Origin of the sequence: Pelagibacterium sp. H642 (genome assembly GCF_031202855.1) — a bacterium.
Lineage (GTDB): Bacteria > Pseudomonadota > Alphaproteobacteria > Rhizobiales > Devosiaceae > Pelagibacterium.
In genome coordinates this window covers 3108268-3122140 of record NZ_CP101829.1, presented here as the reverse complement: position 1 = coordinate 3122140, position 13873 = coordinate 3108268, and the positions used below count along the sequence as shown (strand labels likewise).

Genomic DNA, 13873 nt, shown 5'->3' with positions numbered 1-13873 from the left:
GCATGAAGTATACTAGTATTACGGAAACAGGCGCAAGGGAGGAAGGCTTTGAAACAGACACTGGTTTTGCTTGTCGTGGGGCTGACCCCCTCGCTTCTCGGAGAGCATACGCCCAACCTTACGAAGCTGGCTGAACGCGGGGGGCAACGGCCTCTCGCTACGGTGGTGCCTGCGGTCACCTGCTCGGTTCAGGCAACGCTGATGACCGGCGAATTGCCCTCTGTCCACGGTGCCGTGGCCAATGGCTGGTATTTCCGCGACGTGAGTGAAGTTTCGCTCTGGAAGCAGTCCGAACGCCTGCTTGCCGGCGAAATGATATGGGATGCGGGCAAGAAGCTGAGTCCCGATTTCACCTGCGCCAAGATGTTCTGGTGGTACAACATGTATTCGACCGCCGACTGGACCGCGACACCGCGGCCAATGTATCCGGCGGATGGGCGCAAAATCCCTGACCACTACACCAAGCCGGGCTCATTGCGCGACGAATTGAACGCCCGCCTGGGCACTTTCCCCCTCTTCAATTACTGGGGCCCCACAGCAAGCCTGCGCTCGACCGAGTGGATCGTCGGCGCTACTGAACACGTGACCGAAACGCGCCGGCCCACGCTCACCCTGGTCTATATCCCCCACCTCGATTACGACATTCAACGCTTCGGTCCAGACCTGTCGCACCCGCGCGTGCGGCAAGCGCTGCGCGACGTCGATGCCGCCATTGCCCCGCTGATCGAGAGCGCCGAGCGCGAAGGGCGCGAAGTGATCGTCGTCTCCGAATACGGGATCACCCCAGTCACCGAAGCGGTGCACATCAACCGCGCCCTGCGTGAAGCCGGTCTTATCGCCTGGCGTGACGAGATGGGCCGGGAAGTTATCGACCACGGTGAATCCCGCGCCTTTGCCGTGCCCGACCACCAGATCGCTCACATCTATGTTCGCGATCCCGCAGACGTGGCTGCCGTCGCAAATCTCATAGCCAATCTCGATGGCGTCGAGATCGTCGTTGGCGAGGAGGGCAAGCGGGCGATGGGTCTCGACCATCCGCGCTCGGGCGAGCTCGTCGCCATTGCGCGCGCCGATCTCTGGTTCAGCTACTATTATTGGCTCGACGACGCCAAGGCGCCGGACTATGCAGCAACCGTCGATATTCACCGCAAGCCCGGCTATGATCCGGTGGAACTGTTCGTCGATCCGGACCTGAAGATGCCCAAGCTGCAGATCGGCTGGAAGATCGGCAAACGCAAGCTCGGCTTTCGCGGGCTGCTCGACGTCACCTCGGCGAACCGCACCGACTTGGTCAAGGGCTCGCATGGTCGTATCACTGATCGTGCAGAAGATGGGCCTCTCGTGATTTCCACCCGCCCTGACCTGCTGCCCGAGGGCGCGGTCGCGGCCACCGGGTTCAAGCAGCTCGTTCTCGACCACATCTTCAAATAATAGCGTGCGTGACGGCACCTGGAACATTTCAGCTCTTCTTTGAAGCGCCTCAATTGCTCTAAGTCTTTGTTCGGTCGCGTGTCCGAACCGCAAAACCGTTTCCCACTTTTGCTGGACACGCTCTAGCCGTTACGTGCCCCGCACCCACCGTTGCAGCCACAGCGTCAGCGGGAACCCCACACATGCCAGGAGCGCAAGATCCACCCTGCCCATCTGGGCGATCAGCAGGCCATCAAGCAGAGTGATGGTGGCAATCAGCAGCGGAATGGCGCGCCCAAAGCTGGGATTTGTGCCCTTGATAAAGCGGAGAGCGAAGACATCGGCAATGAGCAGTGCGAGGGCGAAGGGCATCATGAGCACATCACCGATCCCCACCATCATGCCATAGACCGGTGCTGCGGCGATGCAGGCGAGCGGCCACCAACGACCGACAAAGCCACCGCTCTCGCTTTTGGCCACGTAGGTCAGCCCCATCACATGGGCCATCAGCAGCGCCGCGCCAATCCACAGCGTCGGCCCCGGCACGGCGACGACAGCGAGCGCAGCGGCGAGGTAGATGAGCAGCCGACATAGCCCCATCAGAATCGGGCCGAAGGCGTTCTCCTTGTGGCTACGGTTGTAGGCCACGATAGTCAGCGCCAGCGCCAGGCCGGCAATGCTCACGGGCCATCCGGATCTGGCGACCCAGCCTGCCAGCACGAAAAATGCAACGCTCGCGCCCAACAGTCCGTAGCCCCAGGCGAAGACTTCAGCCTGGCTCGCCAGCCCGGCCGGTATCGGTCGGTAAGGCTGATTGATCGCGTCGTAACCGGCGTCGAAAGCATCGTTGAGGAACATGCCGGCGATATAGGCCAACACCGAGGCCACGACGACCAGCGCGAGCGTATCGGTAGCGATCCCCGCACCGGCCAGGGCTGACCCGGCCATCGCGTTGGTCGCCACCGTTGGCAGATTGGACACCCGCCCCAACCGGAGCGCCGTACCCAGCGTCATCATTTTAGCTGCCCCAGCACCCAGTTGAGTTCGCGCGCGATCGCCATATCCATCGGCTCGCCGCGATAGCGCTCTGGCAGCACGTCCCAGGTGTAGGTTTCCACCTCGAGATGGTCCGAAATCGGCTGCTGCCGATGGAGGGCGAGAATTTCGCGAAGAAAGGCCTGGGTCGTGCCGAAAGCGCCCATGTCCTCAAGAAACAGCGGCACATGGAAATGCACTCGCCACTCGCTGCCTGCCGCGCTCTCGATCTCTTCGAGCGCCGGCAGAAGGTCCGGCCACTTGCGCAGGCCCTCCCCGCCGCGCCCCACCACCTGGTGTAGATAGGTCGGCTCGTTGAACGGCGCGAGAAGTTCGGCGGTCTCCTGCCCGACAAAAGCAAACCGCAGCGCCGAGCTGAGCTGCAGCTTGTAGATCGGGATGCTTGCCTCGCGCAGAGCCGCGATGCTGCCCTGTGGGTCTTCGAACTCTATGGCGGCGTGGCACACATCATAACAAAGCCCCACATGCGCCCGAAGCGCGGCCGATGCCTCGTCCATTGCGAGTGAGGCTCGTTGAGCAAGCGAACGGGCGGCCGCTTCGGAATAGAGGTGATCGCGGAAGAAGGCGATCGCCTCCTCGATGGTTTCCAACATGCAGCACGGCTCGGGTTCCAGTGCCAGCGTTATGTGCTTGCCGGTGCGCCGCTTCACATCGAGAAGATGGGCAACGTGCTGCACGATATTTTCGGTAATTGTCTCCACCCTCCCCTCTGCCCAAGGGGCGAAGGTGCCGGGCACCGTACTGATGCTGCCGTCCATCCCTTCGGGCAACACTTGCGCAAGAATTTCGGCGAGCTTGTTGGAATAATCCAGCCGGGCCGGATCGGCCCAGTCGGGGCTATAAACATTCTCCTTGACCCTCACGCTATGGAAATCGCCATAGGGAAAGCCATTGATGGTGAAAACATAGGTGTTGGTCTCGGTGAGGTAGCGCTTGAACGCTTCGAGCGCCGCGCTTTCCGAAAGCTCCGCGGCGGCAGCCGCGGAAAGGCGCAGGCCGATCCCGAACGGTTTGGAACCTGCAGTTGCCGCATGGATGTTGGGGATGTTGCGGCGCAGGGCGTCGAACGTCTCCTGCCAGCTCTCACCCTTGTGGATGTTGGTGCAATAGGTCAATTGCCCCAGACGGGATCCGTCGACCTTCATTTCGCACCTGCCCGGCTCTTGAGCTCGTCGACAGCTCGCAACATCAGCGGGGCGTCGATCTCATGCACCTCGACCCCGGTGCCGATCCCTTCGAGCAGGGTTACGGTCAGCTCACCGCCAAGATGCTCCTGGAAATCGCGCAGGCCCTGTATCAGGAGGCTGCCGTTCTCCGCTTCTGCCTCCAGCATTGGGTGCCAAAGCGAAAAGCCCAGGCCCAGCAGCACGGCGCGGATGCGCGCGTTGGCGCCCGCGTCCAGAAGGCCCGCAAGTACCGAATATTGTGCGTCGAGCGCGATCCCGATAGCCACCGCCTCTCCGTGCCGCAGGGAAAAATCGGTCAACAATTCCAGCCGGTGAGCGGCCCAATGCCCAAAATCGAGCGGGCGCGCGGTTCCCCGCTCGAACGGATCGCCGCCCTTGCCGATCTGGTGCATGTGCAGTTCGGCACACCGGCGGATCATGTAGCTCATCGCGTCCGCATCGAAACGCGCAAGGTTGGCGGTGGACGCTTCGAGCCAGCTAAAGAACGCCCCGTCCCGGATCAAGGCGACCTTGACGGCTTCGGCTATCCCCGAACGTTTTTCGCGCGGCGGCAGGCTTTCAATGAAATCATAGTCATTGATTACAGCGAAAGGCGGCGCGAAGGTGCCGAAAAAGTTCTTGGACTCGAAAAGGTTGACGCCGTTTTTGACACCAACGCCGGAATCGTTCTGCGACAGGACCGTGGTGGGAATGCGGACGTGACGGATGCCGCGATGCGCCGTCGCTGCCGCAAGGCCAACCGCGTCGAGCAGCGCGCCGCCGCCGATGGCGATCACATAGGAATGGCGGTCGATATGGTGTTCGACCATCAACTTCTGCATGTCGATGACGGCGTCGAGGCCGCGTTTGACGGTTTCACCGCCACTGGTCGTAATCGGCTGGGCAACAAGCTCCAGCGTATGGGCATGCCGTTCGGCAAAGGTCATGATCTCACCGGACAGGGAGGGGCGAGCGCTACTAACGCCGTCATCCACGAAAACCAGGATGCGATGGCGGCGCCGCGGCTCGAATTGACTCACGATGTCAACGAGCACCCTATTGTCGAGATTGAACACCCCGCGACAGAAGATCACCGGAAATTGGTATTCGACCGAAAAACTCTGCTGCCGAACGGCCACTTGGGGGGATCGTGGCTCTTGTGCAGGTCGAAGGGCCGACTGCACAGGTGCGTCAAAGGGTTGTGTCAGTGCCATTAGCTGCTGGTCCTGCCTGATTGAAGTTTTGCGGCCGCAATTTCAGCCGCTTTCCCGGTTGGTTCGGCTGCGAGGTAGGCCAAGGCGAACGCTCCAATGGCAGCGGTGACAGCGCATGACATGCCCAGGCCGGACCATGCGCCGTCCCATCCGAGCAAATGAACCCCGAGGCTGATGGACGTAGCTCCAGCACTCACCGCCATCGATATCTTCACCACGATACGCAGGTGATCATTCTGATCCGCCTGCACGGTACTCTCGAGATCTTCGCGCCACATACTCTCCTCCTGCGTCCTAGTATCCTAGCATTTTGGAGAATGTCAATTTCTCGTAGGCATGATCCCATGGGGCCTCTGCAAAATCGCGAAGGTAAATACGCAAGGCCGGAAGTCAGCACTGAATGATGCTGTGATTGGCCCGGGCGCCCGATGCGCTCCGAGCGAACGCCCCTGCTTACAGAATGCGACACATATCGTCGTTACAAAGAACGATTTAAGTCCGCGAGTTCGGTTAACAGCAGAAAATGGAGCGGGTGAAGGGAATCGAACCCTCGTCGTAAGCTTGGAAGGCTTCTGCTCTACCATTGAGCTACACCCGCCCGAGGGTGTCTCGCCAATCTGTCCGTTCGGGCCCTTTTGGGCAAGCACGATTTTGGTGGAGGGGGCTGGATTCGAACCAGCGTAGCCTAAGGCGTCAGATTTACAGTCTGATGGATTTAACCACTCTCCCACCCCTCCCCAATCGTGACATCGGCGAAGCGAGGTATCATGATGACATTCGTTGCCGAGCACCATCACGGGGCGGTTTATGGTGGTAGCGCCCTCTCCTGTCAACTGCCTGACATAGGAAATTTCATGAGTTTCACCGCTACGCTTGCCGCTTGCCCGGCGCGTGGCAAACCGATACGCCATCAGTCATGAGCAAGAACAAGTTTCCACCCAAGAAGCGCGCCCCGATCCTGCCCGATGATGGACCGGTCTATCTTTATGGCCTGCACACGGTCCGCGCGGCACTCGACAACCCGCGGCGGATCAAGCGGCGGCTTTTGGCCACCCCCAACGGTTTCAACCGATTGACGGAAGGCGTGCCTCTCCCCGATTTGACGGTGGAGGAAACCACCCCGCGCGATCTCGACCGGCTGCTCGGCGCCGATGCAGTGCATCAAGGCGTGGCATTGGAAGTCGATCCCGTGGATCGATTCGGGCTCGATAATCTCCAAAAGCTGGACCTCGTAATCGTTCTCGATCAGGTCACCGACCCACACAATGTCGGCGCCATTCTGCGCACCGCCTGCGCCTTCGGCGCTGATGCCGTGATCACCACGGCCCGCTATGCACCGCGCGAGACGGGCGTGATGGCCAAGTCGGCCTCGGGCGCACTCGATCTCATTCCGCTGGTGTCCGTGCGTAATTTGGGCGAAACCCTGGAAACGCTCAAAAGTCGGAGCATGGTGTGCCTGGGTTTCGATTCCGAGGCTCCCGCCGTGCTCCGCCCACGACCGCCCGGCGGCAAACTCGCAATCGTACTCGGGGCCGAAGGCAAGGGGTTGCGACAAAAGACCCGCACGCTCTGCGACGAGATGGTCCGGCTCGACATGCCCGGCCCCATCAAATCACTCAACGTATCCAACGCGGCGGCGATCGCACTGTTCGCAGCCACTGCGGGCTAGAGAGATTATGCCTCCGGTGAAGCCTCGGCAGTTACCAGGGGCGTGTCGAACACCCCTCCTCCGGTCGTGCGCAGGTTGACCACACTATAGCCCCTATCGCGCAGCGCCTTCAGAAACTCCGGCAGCATCAACGCGGTCCGCATATGGATGTCGTGGAAGAGCACGACACCCGACCCGCGCGCATCAAGGCGCGAAAGTGTACGGTCGAGCACCTGTCGGGGCGTTTCGGAATAATAGTCCTTGGAATCGATGTCGACGTCCAGGACGATAAAGCTGCTGTCGACGACACTGGTGCGGATCAGGCCGGTCTGCGCCAGATAAGGAAATCGGAAAAAGCGCGAAGGAACCAGATCTGCTGGCGCCAGAGCCGCAGCGACGGCTTGCTGGCCGGCATAGATTTCCGCCACTGCTTGGGTCGGCCCAAGTGTAGAAAGGTCTACATGGTCGTATGTGTGCGTGCCGATTGTATGGCCGCGTTCCGCAACCTCCAGTGCGAGGCCCGGATGGCGCTCCGCTGCTGATCCGAGCATCAGGAAGGTCGCCTTGACGCCGAACTGGTCAAGCGTATTAAGAATGGAGTCGGTCTTGCCTGGACGCGGTCCATCATCGAAGGTGAGCACGACTTCGCCCGGCTCAAGGACGATCTGTTCGGTCGCCCCTACGGTCAGTGTCCGGCCAGCGAGAGACATGGACGGCTGCCCCGGCATCGGCTGATATGACGCGTTGAATGTCGCCATCGGCGAGATTGCCCCGGTGGTCGTTCTATCGATGGGAGCGAGCGCAAGCAGGCTATCTTGCGTTTGCGGAGGCTTGGCGCAGCCCGCGAGCAATCCGGCGGTAATCGCCAAGAGACATATCGTACGCACCACCACAAGCACCCGGCCAAAGCGTTTCCCCTGATCGAGAGCCTGCGACGATTATGGTTAACAACACCTTCTCTTGCGCCAAATTTATGCTTAACGAACAGTTACTTCTGAGCATCGGACCGCTTTGCTCGCACCAGAAGCTCATCGAGCGCCTGCAGAAAGCTTGAGCGGTCGCGCTGGGTGTATTCCTTGTTATACCCCTTGCTTTCGCCTGTTTCCCTCAAGTGCTGGTTCAACTCGCGCATGGCCAGAGCCATTCCGATGGAATCGGGTGTGAATGCCCTTCCGGTGGGACCGAGCACATGCACGCCCTTTTCCAGCGACCGCGAGGCCAATGGGATATCAGCTGTAATGACGATGTCTCCGGCCTTGGCGTGTTCGACGATCCAATCGTCGGCCGCATCGGCGCCTTGCGGCACCATGACGTGGCGGATCATTGGATCACGCGATGGCCGGAGACCGAAATTGGCGACAAAGGTGACGACGACACCGTGCCGCTCGGCTACGCGGACGACTTCGGCCTTGACCGGGCAGGCATCGGCATCGACGTAGATTTCAGGCACCGTCAGTAGAGCACCACAGAGCGGATGGATCCGCCCGAATGCATGAGCTCGAACCCTCTGTTGATATCCTCGAGCCGCAGAGTATGGGTAATCATCGGGTCGATTTCGATCTTGCCCGCCATGTACCAATCAACGATTTTCGGCACGTCGGTGCGCCCTCTCGCGCCGCCGAAGGCCGTGCCCATCCAGGTACGGCCGGTGACGAGCTGGAACGGACGCGTGGAGATCTCCTGTCCTGCGCCGGCAACGCCGATGATGATCGACTTGCCCCAGCCGCGATGGCTGGCTTCCAACGCCTGGCGCATGACAGTGACGTTACCCGTACAATCGAAGGTGTAATCAGCGCCGCCGATCTGGTCGGCGCCCCGCTTGGTCATGTTGACGAGATGCGAGACGACGTCACCCTCGATTTCGCGCGGATTGACGAAATGGGTCATGCCGAACCGCTCGCCCCATTCCTTCTTGGCGTTGTTGAGATCAACGCCGATGATCATGTCCGCGCCGGCGAGGCGCAGGCCCTGGATGACATTGAGGCCGATGCCACCAAGGCCGAAAACAACCGCTGTCGCGCCTTGCTCCACCTGGGCCGTGTTGATCACTGCGCCCACGCCGGTGGTGACACCGCAGCCCACATAGCAAACCTTGTCGAACGGGGCGGACGCATCGATCTTGGCGACCGCGATCTCGGGCATCACGGTGTAGTTCGAAAAGGTGGAGCAGCCCATGTAATGGAATATCGGCTGCCCCTTATACGAGAACCGCGTCGTGCCATCGGGCATGAGCCCCTGGCCTTGGGTGGCGCGTATGGCCGTGCACAGATTGGTCTTGCGCGAGAGGCAGGAAGGACATTCACGGCACTCTGGCGTATAGAGCGGGATGACGTGATCACCGGGCTTGACGCTAGTCACGCCCGGTCCCACTTCGACAACGACACCGGCGCCTTCATGGCCGAGCACTGAGGGAAACAACCCTTCGGGATCGGCCCCGGACAGCGTGAAATCGTCTGTGTGGCAGATCCCGGTCGCCTTGATCTCGACGAGCACCTCGCCCGCCTTGGGTCCTTCAAGGTCGAGCTCGACGATTTCGAGCGGCTTGCCTGCTTCGAATGCCACCGCCGCTTTCGTTTTCATCTCCCGCCTCCGTATGATTCATGTAGGGGAAAAGAAGGTGGCATAAGCGCATCTCATGGGGCAATGCCCGATACAAAAACGGGCGCCGAAGCGCCCGCTTGCTATTCCTTCATTGCGCCCGGTCCTGGAACCGCCCCAGGCGGGCATTTGCCCATGATGATCATCCCGAGCACCTCATCCTTGGTGACATCGGCAGTTTTGGCCGTTCCCACCACCTGGCCATTCTTCATCACGCAAACGCGGTCTGCCAGATCGAACACATCGTGGATGTCGTGGCTGATGAGGAAGATGCCGATGCCTTCCGATTTGAGCTGCCGAATGAGATCGCCCACTTGCGCCGTCTCTTGTGGGCCTAGGGCCGCGGTCGGTTCGTCCATGATCAGGATACGGGCGTTGAATAGGATCGCGCGTGCGATCGCCACCGATTGCCGCTGTCCGCCCGAGAGCGCTTTGAAAGGCTCCTTGAAGCGGCGGAAATTGGGGTTCAGTCGCCCCATCACCTCGCGCGCCTTGGCCTCCATCGCCACGTCGTCGAGTGTGCCGATGGCAGTGGTCAATTCCCGACCGAGGAAAAGATTGGCAGCGGCATCGACATTATCAGCGACGGCGAGCGTCTGGTAGATCGTCTCGATGCCATAGGCTTTGGCATCGCGGGGATTGTTGATCGTGGCATCCTGCCCATCGATACGGATATCGCCGCTGTCGCGCTTATAGGCGCCCGAGAGAATCTTGATCAGCGTCGATTTGCCGGCGCCGTTGTGCCCCAGAAGGCCGACGACCTCACCGGGGTAAAGATCGATCGATGCCCCGTCGACCGCCCTGATGCCGCCGAACGCGATGGAAATATCTTCGAGCTCGACGAGTGGAACGTTTGCGTGTTGGTTCATCCCGATAGATCCTTACTGCGCCCGGTTGCGGTAGAGCGTGTCGAGCCAGACCGCCACCACCAGAACGATACCCACCACGATCGACTGCAGCGGGCTGTCGAGCCCCATCAGCACCATGCCGGACTGCAGCGACTGCATGACCAGCGCGCCGATCATCGCGCCCACAATGGTTCCGACGCCTCCCGAGAGCGATGTGCCCCCGATCACCGCCGCGGCAATGACGTAGAGCTCGTCGAGCGTGCCCATGGCGTTGGTCGCCGCGTTAAGACGGGCCGATGAGATCGAAGCCGCGATAGCGCAGAGCACGCCCATGAGCATGAAGATCTTGACCGTCACCCAGCGGGTGTTGATGCCTGCAAGCTCCGCCGCTTCCGGGTTGCCGCCCATGGCAAAGACGTAGCGACCGAACCGCGTGCGGGTCGCGATGAAGGTCATCACCACGCCGACCGCGACAGCGATCAGCACCGGAATGGCGATGCCGTGCGAGATGAACAGCCCGCCTTCGGGAACCGGGATTCCATTTGCGTTGGCGTAGTTCTCGGCGATACGGATCGGCCAGGGATAGGCGTTGAAGACAAGCACGGCACCGATCACCGCGCCGCAGCCCAGCAGCGCGAGAACGCCTTCGGCCCAAACCGGTCGCTGCGGAAAGTTGAATCGTTTGCGTTGCTGGCGGGCATAAAGCAGATAGGCGCCGATGGCGATGCAGGCAATGATCGCCAAAATCCAGCTCACTGTGTAGCCGACCGCTCCTTCAGGGCCACCGCCCATCAAACGGAAGCGCGAGTCGAGAGGTGCCACAGTCCGTCCCGAGGTCACCCACCAGGCCGCTCCGCGCCAGACGAGATAGCCGCCGAGTGTCACGATGAAGGCCGGCACCTTGAGATAGGCGATGATACTGCCCTGCAGCGCACCGATCACCAGCCCGCAGGCAAGCCCGATGGCAAGCGTTATCGCCCAGATGAACGGGTGCCCGAAGCCAAGCATGGCCGGCAAGTATTCGGCCTGCGTCACGCCCATGACCATGGCGATAATGCCCAGAAGCGAGCCCACGGAAAGATCGATGTTCCGGGTGACGATCACAAGCACCATGCCGGTCGCCATGATGGAGATCGAAGCGGTCTGCACCGATAGATTCCAAAGGTTCCGAGGCGTCAGAAACAATCCGCCAGAAAGGAAGTGAAAGCCCATCCAAATCAGGAGTAGCGCGCCGACCATACCCAAGAGGCGTGTATCGATTTCTGTAGCGCTCATGAACCGCCGGACGGGCGTGCCTACCGAAAAGGCCGGCGTGTTGGATGACGACATGGCGTTCTGATCGGCCATTGCTCTCCCCCAAAGGATTGAGCGGTCGCGGTGCACGAATGCACCGCGACCGCGTTCAGAGTTCAGGACAACTTAGTCGCAAGCAGCGACGGTACCGGCTTCGACGCCCTGGCAAACCACGTCCTGGCTCACCCAGCCCGCGTCAATGACGACATCGAGATTTTCCTGGGTGATGGCCACGGGCGCGAGGAACCGCGATGTCATTTCGACGCCGTTCGGACCACCATTGAACATGACCGCACCTTCAATATCGGTGAGCGCGGCGCCCTCAGCCAACTCGACCGCGATCTCCGCGGCAGCAGCGCCCAGTTCACGGCTGTCCTTCCAGACTGAAACCGTCTGTGTGCCCAGCGCAACACGGTTGAGCGCCGCATGGTCGGCATCCTGCCCGGAGACGGGCACCGAACCATCGAGACCCTGCGCCGCCAGCGCAGCGATGGCGCCACCCGCGGTACCATCATTGGCGGCGACCACGGCATCGACCTCGTTGTTGTTGGCCGTAAGGAACTGTTCCATATTGGCCTGGGCGTTCTCGGGAAGCCACCCATCGGTATAGGCTTCGCCAACGTTGACGATATCGCCGGCGTCGATTGCCGGCTGGAGAACCTCCATGGCGCCGGCAAACAGGAAGTCGGCGTTGGGATCGGTGCTCGAGCCCTTGATGAACACATAGTTGCCGGTCGGTGCGACGGCTTGGACTTCACGGGCCTGGATGCGGCCGACTTCGGTGTTGTCGAAGGTAAGGTAGAAGGCATCCGGATTTTCGATCAGGCGATCATAGCCGACTACCGGAATGCCTTCAGCCACGGCCGCGGAAATGGCCGGTTGGATAGCGTCTGAGTCTTGCGCCAGCACGATCAGGGCATCGGCACCCTGTGCGATCAGGCTTTCGATGTCGGTAAGTTGCTTGGATGCCGATGATTGCGCATCGGCCGAGATGTAAGTGGCGCCCAATTCCTCAAGCTTGGCCTGAATAGCCGCTTCGTCGGTCCTCCACCGCTCTTCCTGGAAATTGGACCAGGATACGCCGACAACAACGCCATCGTCCTGAGCCAGCGCGCCCCCGGCCAAGGTGAAAAGAACAGTCGTGCCCAAAAGGGCCGCTGCAAGATTCCTCATGATTCTCCTCCTGCGGGTACACCAGCCCCGCCCAACCACAGTGATGGATTTTATGCCTCCTACGGAGCGCCTCCCGGGCCCCGACTGGATATTTTTCAATACCCGAAAAAATAATTGGCACGCAGCGAATGCTGTGTCAACGTCCATTCGCGCGCCGCGGCAAAAACGCGTGCAAGTTGGAACCGGCATTCCCTAAAAGGGGGCGCGGTCAGAATATTGGGAGGCCACCGTGGCGCAGGGCGTTGCGGATACCGAGATGATCCGGCGTCAGAACCGGCAGCTCGTGCTGGATACTTTGCGCCGGCACGGCCCGTTGTCGCGTTCCCAGGTCGCCACAGCGACGGGGTTATCCAACGCAACGCTAACGGCCATCGCCGCAGAGCTGGTGGCTGACGGCATTGTCGTCGAACTTGCCGAGCCTGCGACCGGCGCCAAATCACGGGGGCGGCCTGGCGTCCGCCTGGCGCACAATCGCGATGCAGGTTTCGTTCTGCTTATCGAGATCGACGTGAACCGCTGCCGCCTTTCGCTTATCGATTATTCCGGTGTTTTGGTGGATCGGGTCGAAACCACCGTTGACCCTGCCCTCTTTGCGCGAACGCCACCGGCTGTCTATTTCGTGGAGCGGATCGGTATGATGATCGGCCGCAATGCCGACATCGCCAATGCCATCCACGCCGTGTCGATTTCGGTGCAGGGCATCCTCGATTCCGCCGGCGCCAGCCTTAAATGGTCGCCTATTGCGCACCTCGCCGGACATGACATCATCGGTCCCATCCATCGTCGCCTTGGGCTCAGCGCGCAGCTTTTCAAGCGTGGGCGGCTGATGGCCGACGGCATGCGCTGGCTGGACCCAACGCTCGATTCGGGAACGGTGGCGACCATCCACATCGGTTCGACGATCGGAATGGGCCTAACTTTCCCCAACGGCCGGCCCGAGACCGATCTGGGCACCGAGTTCGGGCACATGGTGCACGTACCGGGCGGTGCCCTGTGTCGCTGCGGGGCACGCGGCTGCATCGAAGCGTATGCGGCCGATTACGCCATTCTGCGCGCCGCCTATTCGGTTCCCGAACAGGCAACGCCGGCGAGTTCAGTCCCTGCTGCCGATTTTCAGCAGCTGGCGATGCGGGCCCGGCAGGGTGAGCGCAACGCACGCCGCGCCTTCACCAGTGCGGGACAGGCGATCGGTTATGGCATCAACCGCCTGATCTCGATCATCGGGATCGACAGGATCGTCCTGCTCGGCCCCACGACCGCCGCCTACGACCTGATCGAACCGGGCATCGCCGAAGGCGCGACCGCCTCGCTGATGGGCAAGATCCGGGGGCTCCCTCCCATCACGCGGGTGGCCGATGCGGGGGAGCCAATCTATCGGGGATTAATGATGAAAACGCTGACCGAAATCGATCAAGCTTTCGCCAGCCGTGTCGTCGCTCCGCCCGTCCGGCGTTCGGCCGAGTAGAA

13 protein-coding genes and 2 tRNA genes are annotated in these 13873 nt (G+C 61.2%); 3 read left to right on the top strand and 12 right to left on the bottom strand.

What is annotated here, in order from left to right:
- The first annotated feature begins 48 nt into the window (after positions 1-48).
- A complete protein-coding gene (locus NO934_RS15570; RefSeq protein WP_309160883.1) occupies positions 49-1431 on the top strand; it encodes an alkaline phosphatase family protein in 1383 nt (460 codons plus the stop codon).
- 129 nt (positions 1432-1560) lie between these two features.
- Here the strand turns inward: NO934_RS15570 and NO934_RS15565 are convergent, their stop codons facing one another.
- From NO934_RS15565 to NO934_RS15540, 6 genes are all read right to left on the bottom strand, one after another.
- On the bottom strand, positions 1561-2427 hold the full coding sequence (locus NO934_RS15565) for a UbiA family prenyltransferase (protein ID WP_309160882.1): 867 nt from the start codon (positions 2425-2427) through the stop codon (positions 1561-1563).
- The gene (eboE, locus tag NO934_RS15560; RefSeq protein WP_309160881.1) at positions 2424-3611 is read right to left on the bottom strand and encodes a metabolite traffic protein EboE; all 1188 of its coding nucleotides are present in this window, start codon (positions 3609-3611) and stop codon (positions 2424-2426) included. Before eboE ends, NO934_RS15565 begins: the two co-directional genes overlap by 4 nt.
- Positions 3608-4771 carry a 3-dehydroquinate synthase gene (locus NO934_RS15555; RefSeq protein WP_309160880.1) on the bottom strand — a complete coding sequence of 388 codons (1164 nt, stop codon included), beginning with the start codon at positions 4769-4771 and terminating at the stop codon, positions 3608-3610. The genes eboE and NO934_RS15555 overlap by 4 nt, the downstream gene beginning before the upstream one ends.
- Positions 4772-4845: 74 nt before the next feature.
- Positions 4846-5124 carry a hypothetical protein gene (locus tag NO934_RS15550; RefSeq protein WP_309160879.1) on the bottom strand — a complete coding sequence of 93 codons (279 nt, stop codon included), beginning with the start codon at positions 5122-5124 and terminating at the stop codon, positions 4846-4848.
- A gap of 246 nt (positions 5125-5370) precedes the next feature.
- Positions 5371-5444 (bottom strand) — tRNA-Gly (locus NO934_RS15545).
- A 54-nt stretch (positions 5445-5498) separates the two neighbouring features.
- Positions 5499-5583: transfer RNA gene (locus tag NO934_RS15540), tRNA-Tyr, on the bottom strand.
- Between the two features lie 179 nt (positions 5584-5762).
- Between NO934_RS15540 and rlmB the strand changes: the two genes are divergently transcribed.
- Complete coding sequence (gene rlmB, locus NO934_RS15535) at positions 5763-6515, top strand: 23S rRNA (guanosine(2251)-2'-O)-methyltransferase RlmB (RefSeq protein ID WP_309160878.1); 753 nt, start codon at positions 5763-5765, stop codon at positions 6513-6515.
- Between the two features lie 5 nt (positions 6516-6520).
- Here rlmB and NO934_RS15530 read toward each other — a convergent pair whose 3' ends face one another.
- The 6 genes from NO934_RS15530 to xylF all read right to left on the bottom strand — a co-directional run bounded on the left by NO934_RS15530 (position 6521) and on the right by xylF (position 12406).
- Positions 6521-7204 carry a polysaccharide deacetylase family protein gene (locus NO934_RS15530; protein ID WP_309160877.1) on the bottom strand — a complete coding sequence of 228 codons (684 nt, stop codon included), beginning with the start codon at positions 7202-7204 and terminating at the stop codon, positions 6521-6523.
- A gap of 278 nt (positions 7205-7482) precedes the next feature.
- Positions 7483-7950 carry a YaiI/YqxD family protein gene (locus NO934_RS15525; protein WP_309163739.1) on the bottom strand — a complete coding sequence of 156 codons (468 nt, stop codon included), beginning with the start codon at positions 7948-7950 and terminating at the stop codon, positions 7483-7485.
- Positions 7947-9074: an S-(hydroxymethyl)glutathione dehydrogenase/class III alcohol dehydrogenase gene (locus tag NO934_RS15520; protein WP_309160876.1), complete on the bottom strand. Its 1128-nt coding sequence runs from the start codon at positions 9072-9074 to the stop codon at positions 7947-7949. Before NO934_RS15520 ends, NO934_RS15525 begins: the two co-directional genes overlap by 4 nt.
- 101 nt (positions 9075-9175) lie before the next feature.
- On the bottom strand, positions 9176-9961 hold the full coding sequence (locus tag NO934_RS15515) for an ATP-binding cassette domain-containing protein (protein WP_309160875.1): 786 nt from the start codon (positions 9959-9961) through the stop codon (positions 9176-9178).
- Between the two features lie 12 nt (positions 9962-9973).
- Positions 9974-11287: a sugar ABC transporter permease gene (locus tag NO934_RS15510; protein ID WP_309160873.1), complete on the bottom strand. Its 1314-nt coding sequence runs from the start codon at positions 11285-11287 to the stop codon at positions 9974-9976.
- A gap of 72 nt (positions 11288-11359) precedes the next feature.
- Positions 11360-12406, bottom strand: coding sequence for a D-xylose ABC transporter substrate-binding protein (xylF, locus tag NO934_RS15505; protein WP_309160872.1), 1047 nt, complete (start codon positions 12404-12406; stop codon positions 11360-11362).
- 229 nt (positions 12407-12635) lie between these two features.
- Between xylF and NO934_RS15500 the strand changes: the two genes are divergently transcribed.
- The gene (locus tag NO934_RS15500) at positions 12636-13871 is read left to right on the top strand and encodes an ROK family transcriptional regulator (protein WP_309160870.1); all 1236 of its coding nucleotides are present in this window, start codon (positions 12636-12638) and stop codon (positions 13869-13871) included.
- The last annotated feature ends 2 nt before the right edge of the window (positions 13872-13873 follow it).